The organism is Pseudomonas sp. HMWF006 (genome assembly GCF_003061205.1).
GTDB classification, from domain to species: Bacteria; Pseudomonadota; Gammaproteobacteria; order Pseudomonadales; family Pseudomonadaceae; genus Aquipseudomonas; species Aquipseudomonas monsensis.
In genome coordinates, this window is the sequence record NZ_QAIU01000450.1 from 1 (window position 1) to 4954 (window position 4954).

Below are 4954 nucleotides of genomic sequence, written 5' to 3' on the forward strand. Positions count from 1 at the left end.
TGATCATGATGCCGACCTGGACCGCGATCCTGATCCGCGTTTATGCGTGGATGGGCATCCTCAGCAACAACGGCCTGCTCAACGGGTTCCTGATGAGCATGGGCCTGATCGACGAGCCGCTGCAGATCCTCAATACCAACCTCGCCGTGTACATCGGTGTGGTCTATTCGTATTTGCCGTTCATGATCCTGCCGCTATACGCCAACCTCGTCAAACACGACACCAGTCTGCTGGAAGCGGCGTCGGACCTCGGTTCGAGCACCTTCAACAGCTTCTGGAAAATCACCGTGCCGCTGTCGAAAAACGGCATCATCGCCGGCTGCATGCTGGTGTTCATCCCGGTGGTGGGTGAGTTCGTGATCCCGGAACTGCTTGGCGGCCCGGAAACCCTGATGATCGGTAAAGTGCTCTGGCAAGAGTTCTTCAACAACCGTGACTGGCCGGTGGCGTCCGCCCTGGCGGTGGTGATGCTGGCGATCCTGATTGTCCCGATCATCCTGTTCAACCGCAGTCAGGCCAAGGAAATGGAGGGTAAAGAATGAAGCGCTTCCGTTTCTCCAGCCTGATGCTGGTTCTGGGTTTGTTGTTCATCTACCTGCCGATGCTGATCCTGGTGATCTACTCGTTCAACGCCTCGAAACTGGTGACAGTGTGGGGCGGCTGGTCGATCAAGTGGTACGTCGGCCTGCTCGACAACACGCAATTGATGGGCTCGGTGTTGCGCTCGCTGGAAATCGCCTGCTACACCGCGGTCGCCGCGGTGGCGCTGGGCACGCTGGCAGCGTTCGTGCTGACCCGCATCACCCGCTTCAAGGGCCGCACGCTGTTCGGTGGCCTGGTCACCGCGCCGTTGGTGATGCCGGAAGTGATCACCGGTCTGTCGCTGTTGCTGCTGTTCGTGGCGATGGCGCAGATGATCGGCTGGCCGCAGGAACGTGGCATCGTCACTATCTGGATCGCCCACACGACGTTCTGTGCGGCTTATGTGGCGGTGGTGGTGTCGGCGCGTCTGCGTGAGCTGGACCTGTCGATCGAAGAAGCGGCCATGGACCTCGGTGCACGGCCGTGGAAGGTGTTCTTCCTGATCACCATCCCGATGATCGCGCCGTCGCTGGCAGCAGGCGGCATGATGTCGTTTGCTCTGTCGCTGGACGACCTGGTGCTGGCGAGCTTCGTCTCCGGGCCGGGCTCGACGACCCTGCCGATGGAAGTGTTCTCGGCGGTGCGTCTGGGCGTGAAGCCGGAGATCAACGCCGTGGCCAGCCTGATTCTGCTGGCGGTATCGCTGGTGACCTTCATGGTCTGGTTCTTCAGCCGCCGTGCCGAAGAAGCGCGCAAAAAAGCCATCCAGCAAGCCATCGAAGAAGGCGCCGCCGATTCGTGGAAACAACCGGACGTACGTCGCGCACCGGCTCCAGAAGCGGCGTAAGCCAATGGGGTTGATTACAGATCTGTGATCAACCCCAATCCCTGTGGGAGCGAGCTTGCTCGCGAAGAGGGCGTGTCAGTCGATGGAAATGTTGCCTGACCCACCGCATTCGCGAGCAAGCTCGCTCCCACAGTTTGTTTCTGGTGATCTTCAAATCCAGGGAGAGTTACGGATGACCTCGACAAAGTTCATCGGCTTGAACCCCGGCTCCTGATCTTTCAATACATCGGTCTTCACATTGCCGAACGTGGTCTGCGGACGATGGCGCAAGCCGTCGGCAAACGCGCAGATGATGCACTCCTTGAACCCTTCTCCGCGCGGATGCGCATGCACCACCGCCTCACGCTGCACGGTGCTGAACGCGGCGTAATCCATGCCCAGCACATCCATCTCGACGCCAGCGGTGACCAGCGCCACCGTCGGGCGCAGATACTTCGGCACGCCTGGCGTGGTGTGCAGGGCAATCGACAGCCAGACCTGCTCGATGTCGTCATCGCTGAGCCCGTACGGTTTGAGAAACGCCGCTGCCGCGTTGGCGCCGTCCACTTCGAAACGCTCGTCATCACTGCGGTGACCTTCGACCAGACCGAGGTCATGGAACATTGCGCCGACGTACAGCAGCTCCGGGTTGTAAGCCAGTTGCTGGCGCTCGCCGCTCAACGCGCCGAATAGAAAGACCCGGCGCGAGTGGTGGTAGAGCAGGTCGGATTCGATGTCGCGGATGTATTCGGTGCTGGCCCGAGCGAGGGCGCTGTCGGGGATTTTGATGCCGGCGATGGTCGTGGTCATGGCAGGTTTCCTCACTGAAACGCCGTTGTGGCGCTGATGGGGAAAGTCTGTTCCCGGCGCTGGAAGCGAACAATCGACCCGTGGCTGAGATCCTTGCCAATCCACCTGCAAATCGTGCCAACTCGGATCAGAGACCCAAAGGAGCTTTGCCGCCATGACCAAAACCGTCGCCATCGTCGTGTTCGCCGGCGTGCAGTCGCTGGACGTCAGCGGCCCGATGGATGTGTTCGCCGAGGCAAATCGCTTCCTGGCGCCCGAGGATCACTATCGGCTCGAAGTGATCGGCGTCGAACGCGGCCCGATGGCCTGCTCCAACGGTTTGACCCTGAATGCCCATCGGCATTTCAGCGGAGCACTCGACGCCTACGATCTGCTGCTGGTCGCTGGCGGCCCGCAACTGCCCTTCATGGATTTCGGCGCGACGTTCGACGAGTGGCTGCGCGAGGCGTGTGCACGGGCGCAGCGCTTCGGTTCGATCTGCAACGGCGCGTTCATGCTGGCGCGCGCCGGAATGCTGGAAGGGCGCACCGTCACCACGCACTGGAACGATGCCGAGGCGTTGGCCCGGCTGTGCCCGACCACACGGGTTGAGGCGGATCGTCTGTACGTCGAGGACGGCGCGCTCTACACCTCGGCCGGGGTGACGGCGGGGATCGATCTGTCGTTGTACCTGCTGGCGCGTGATCACGGTGCTGAAGTGGCGCTGAGCGTGGCCAAGCGCTTGGTGGTGTTCACTCAGCGCTCCGGTGGCCAGTCGCAGTTCAGTCCGTTCCTGACGCCGCACGCGGAGCCGACGTCGGTGGTGGCAATGGTGCAGCTTTATGTATTGGCCAATCTGACTGGTGATCTGACGATCGCTGATCTGGCCAATGCGGCGAACATGAGCGCGCGCAATTTCTCTCGGGTGTTTGCGCGCGAAGCCAAGGTCACGCCAGCGGAGTTCGTCGAGCGGGCGCGAGTGGATGCGGCGCGGGTGATGCTGGAAAGTACGGCGGCGCCGTTGAAGACTGTGGCGTATCAGTGTGGTTTTCGCGATGCGCAACACATGCGCAGCGTGTTCAATCGCCGGCTGGGCGTGACGCCGCAGCAGTTTCGGCTGAATTTTGCGGTGGCGCTTTAACCCTCACCCCAGCCCTCTCCCGGAGGGAGAGGGGGCCGACCGCGGTGTCTGGCGTTTTACATCGACCTGAAAGACCTTATCGATTATGGATTCGGCAAAGCAGGGTCAGGACGGTGTAAGCCATGAGCATCCCCCGATCAGTCCCCTCTCCCTCTGGGAGAGGGCTAGGGTGAGGGGCTTTTAAGGTGCTGCCCGCGCCGGCAACAGCTTCAACGTACTGCGGGTATTGGCCGTGACTTCCTCTTCGCTGAAATGTGCCTGCACATACATCCCGTCGACATACGCCTCGGCCTGATCGTCGTAGTGACTGTCGAACGGCACGCCGCTTTGACCGACCGGGTTGATGGTCAGGCTGTGCGCCGGGTCGGCGAAGTCCACCAGACGTCGTGTCGAGGGCCCGTACGTGACCGGCCATGGCGCCGGGCCGATTCTCGCCGACAGGTTATTCGGCACTTCATGGCTACCTGGCGCGGCGAATGGCCCGACATTGAAAATCCGCTCCAGTGGCTTCTGCTGACCCAGCGGATGACCATGGGTCAGGGTGTGCGCCACGCCCCATTTCCAGCCCTTCGTGTCGTCACCGAGGGTCTGTTTCAGGTGCGCCATGCTCGCCTGCCACGCCGCTTTGACGATGTCGGCTCGAGTCTCCTTGTTCGGCGTGTTGCGGTTGTCCCACCACGGTGAGTCGGCGTTAGCCGCCAGGCGCGGCAGGGCGGCATCGATCACGCGGGTCGACAGTAGCGTGTCGAAGAAATCATTGCCTAGCTCATCACGCATTGCCGCATCGGCCAGGTCGTAGAGGAACTGGTTGAACACCGTGGCACTGACCGAATCCAGCGGATAGTCGCCTTGCCATTGCGCCAGTTGCTCGACCAGCTTCAGTTGCGCCGGATCACTCACCACTTCACGCAGTACCGGCAGCAACGGCGCCAGCGTGCGCGGGCCGTAGGCGGTGGTGGTGCCCAGTTGCAGTTTCTGGTTGGCCTCGTTGCTCCACTTCACGCTTTTGTCGCTGAGCTGGCGGTTGAGCTGTTGGCCCCTGTCAGCCAGGTTGTAGTAACCGGGAATCTCCATGCCGGTCGGCGACAGCGGCTGGAAGTTGGCCGAGACGATGTAACCGCGCGCCGGGTTCTCCTCCTGCGGGTTGGCGCTGAACGGGTAGTAACCGTCCTTGTCCGCCTGACCGCTGCTGCCGTCGAGAATGAAGCCCGGTTTCACCCCGGCCGGCCGCTTGGGCAGCAACGCCGATGCCCACCAGGCGATATCGCCCTTGGCGTTGGCATACACCAGGTTCAGTCCGGGTGCCTGCACCTTGGCTGCGGCGGCGCGGGCCTTGGCCAGGGTGTCGGCGCGATTGAGCTGGTAGAAACCTTCGAGGATCGGGTTCGGTGTTTCGAGGAACGCCCACCACATGGCGATCGGCGTCTTGCCCGCCGCCGTGCCGAGGGCGTCGTTGACGATCGGGCCGTGGGGTGACTGACGCAGGGTCAGGGTCACCGGTGTCTGGCCCTTCACCTTGATCTGTTGCTCGCTGGTGACCATGTCGGTCCATTGGCCGTGGTACCAGACCTGATTCGGATTATCCGGATTGACCTTCTCGGCGATCAGGTCCAGAT

At 62.0% G+C, this 4954-nt stretch carries 5 protein-coding genes; 3 read left to right on the top strand and 2 right to left on the bottom strand.

All coding sequences use genetic code 11. The features are described 5' to 3' along the window. Positions 1-542 (top strand): ABC transporter permease subunit (locus tag DBR24_RS19360; RefSeq protein ID WP_128615551.1); only part of this gene is annotated, 542 nt, incomplete at its 5' end. Continuing rightward, entirely contained in the window at positions 539-1429 is an 891-nt protein-coding gene (locus DBR24_RS19365) for an ABC transporter permease subunit (protein ID WP_123469660.1), read from the top strand. The genes DBR24_RS19360 and DBR24_RS19365, both read left to right, overlap by 4 nt. Before the next feature lie 150 nt (positions 1430-1579). Here DBR24_RS19365 and DBR24_RS19375 read toward each other — a convergent pair whose 3' ends face one another. Then, on the bottom strand, positions 1580-2218 hold the full coding sequence (locus DBR24_RS19375) for an HD domain-containing protein (protein WP_128615552.1): 639 nt from the start codon (positions 2216-2218) through the stop codon (positions 1580-1582). 154 nt (positions 2219-2372) lie between these two features. Between DBR24_RS19375 and DBR24_RS19380 the strand changes: the two genes are divergently transcribed. Further along, entirely contained in the window at positions 2373-3338 is a 966-nt protein-coding gene (locus DBR24_RS19380; RefSeq protein ID WP_128615553.1) for a GlxA family transcriptional regulator, read from the top strand. Positions 3339-3518: 180 nt separating this feature from the next. On the opposite strand, the gene DBR24_RS32920 is transcribed toward DBR24_RS19380, so the two are convergent. After that, the coding region (locus DBR24_RS32920; RefSeq protein ID WP_256591653.1) for a penicillin acylase family protein at positions 3519-4954 on the bottom strand (1436 nt) is incomplete at its 5' end.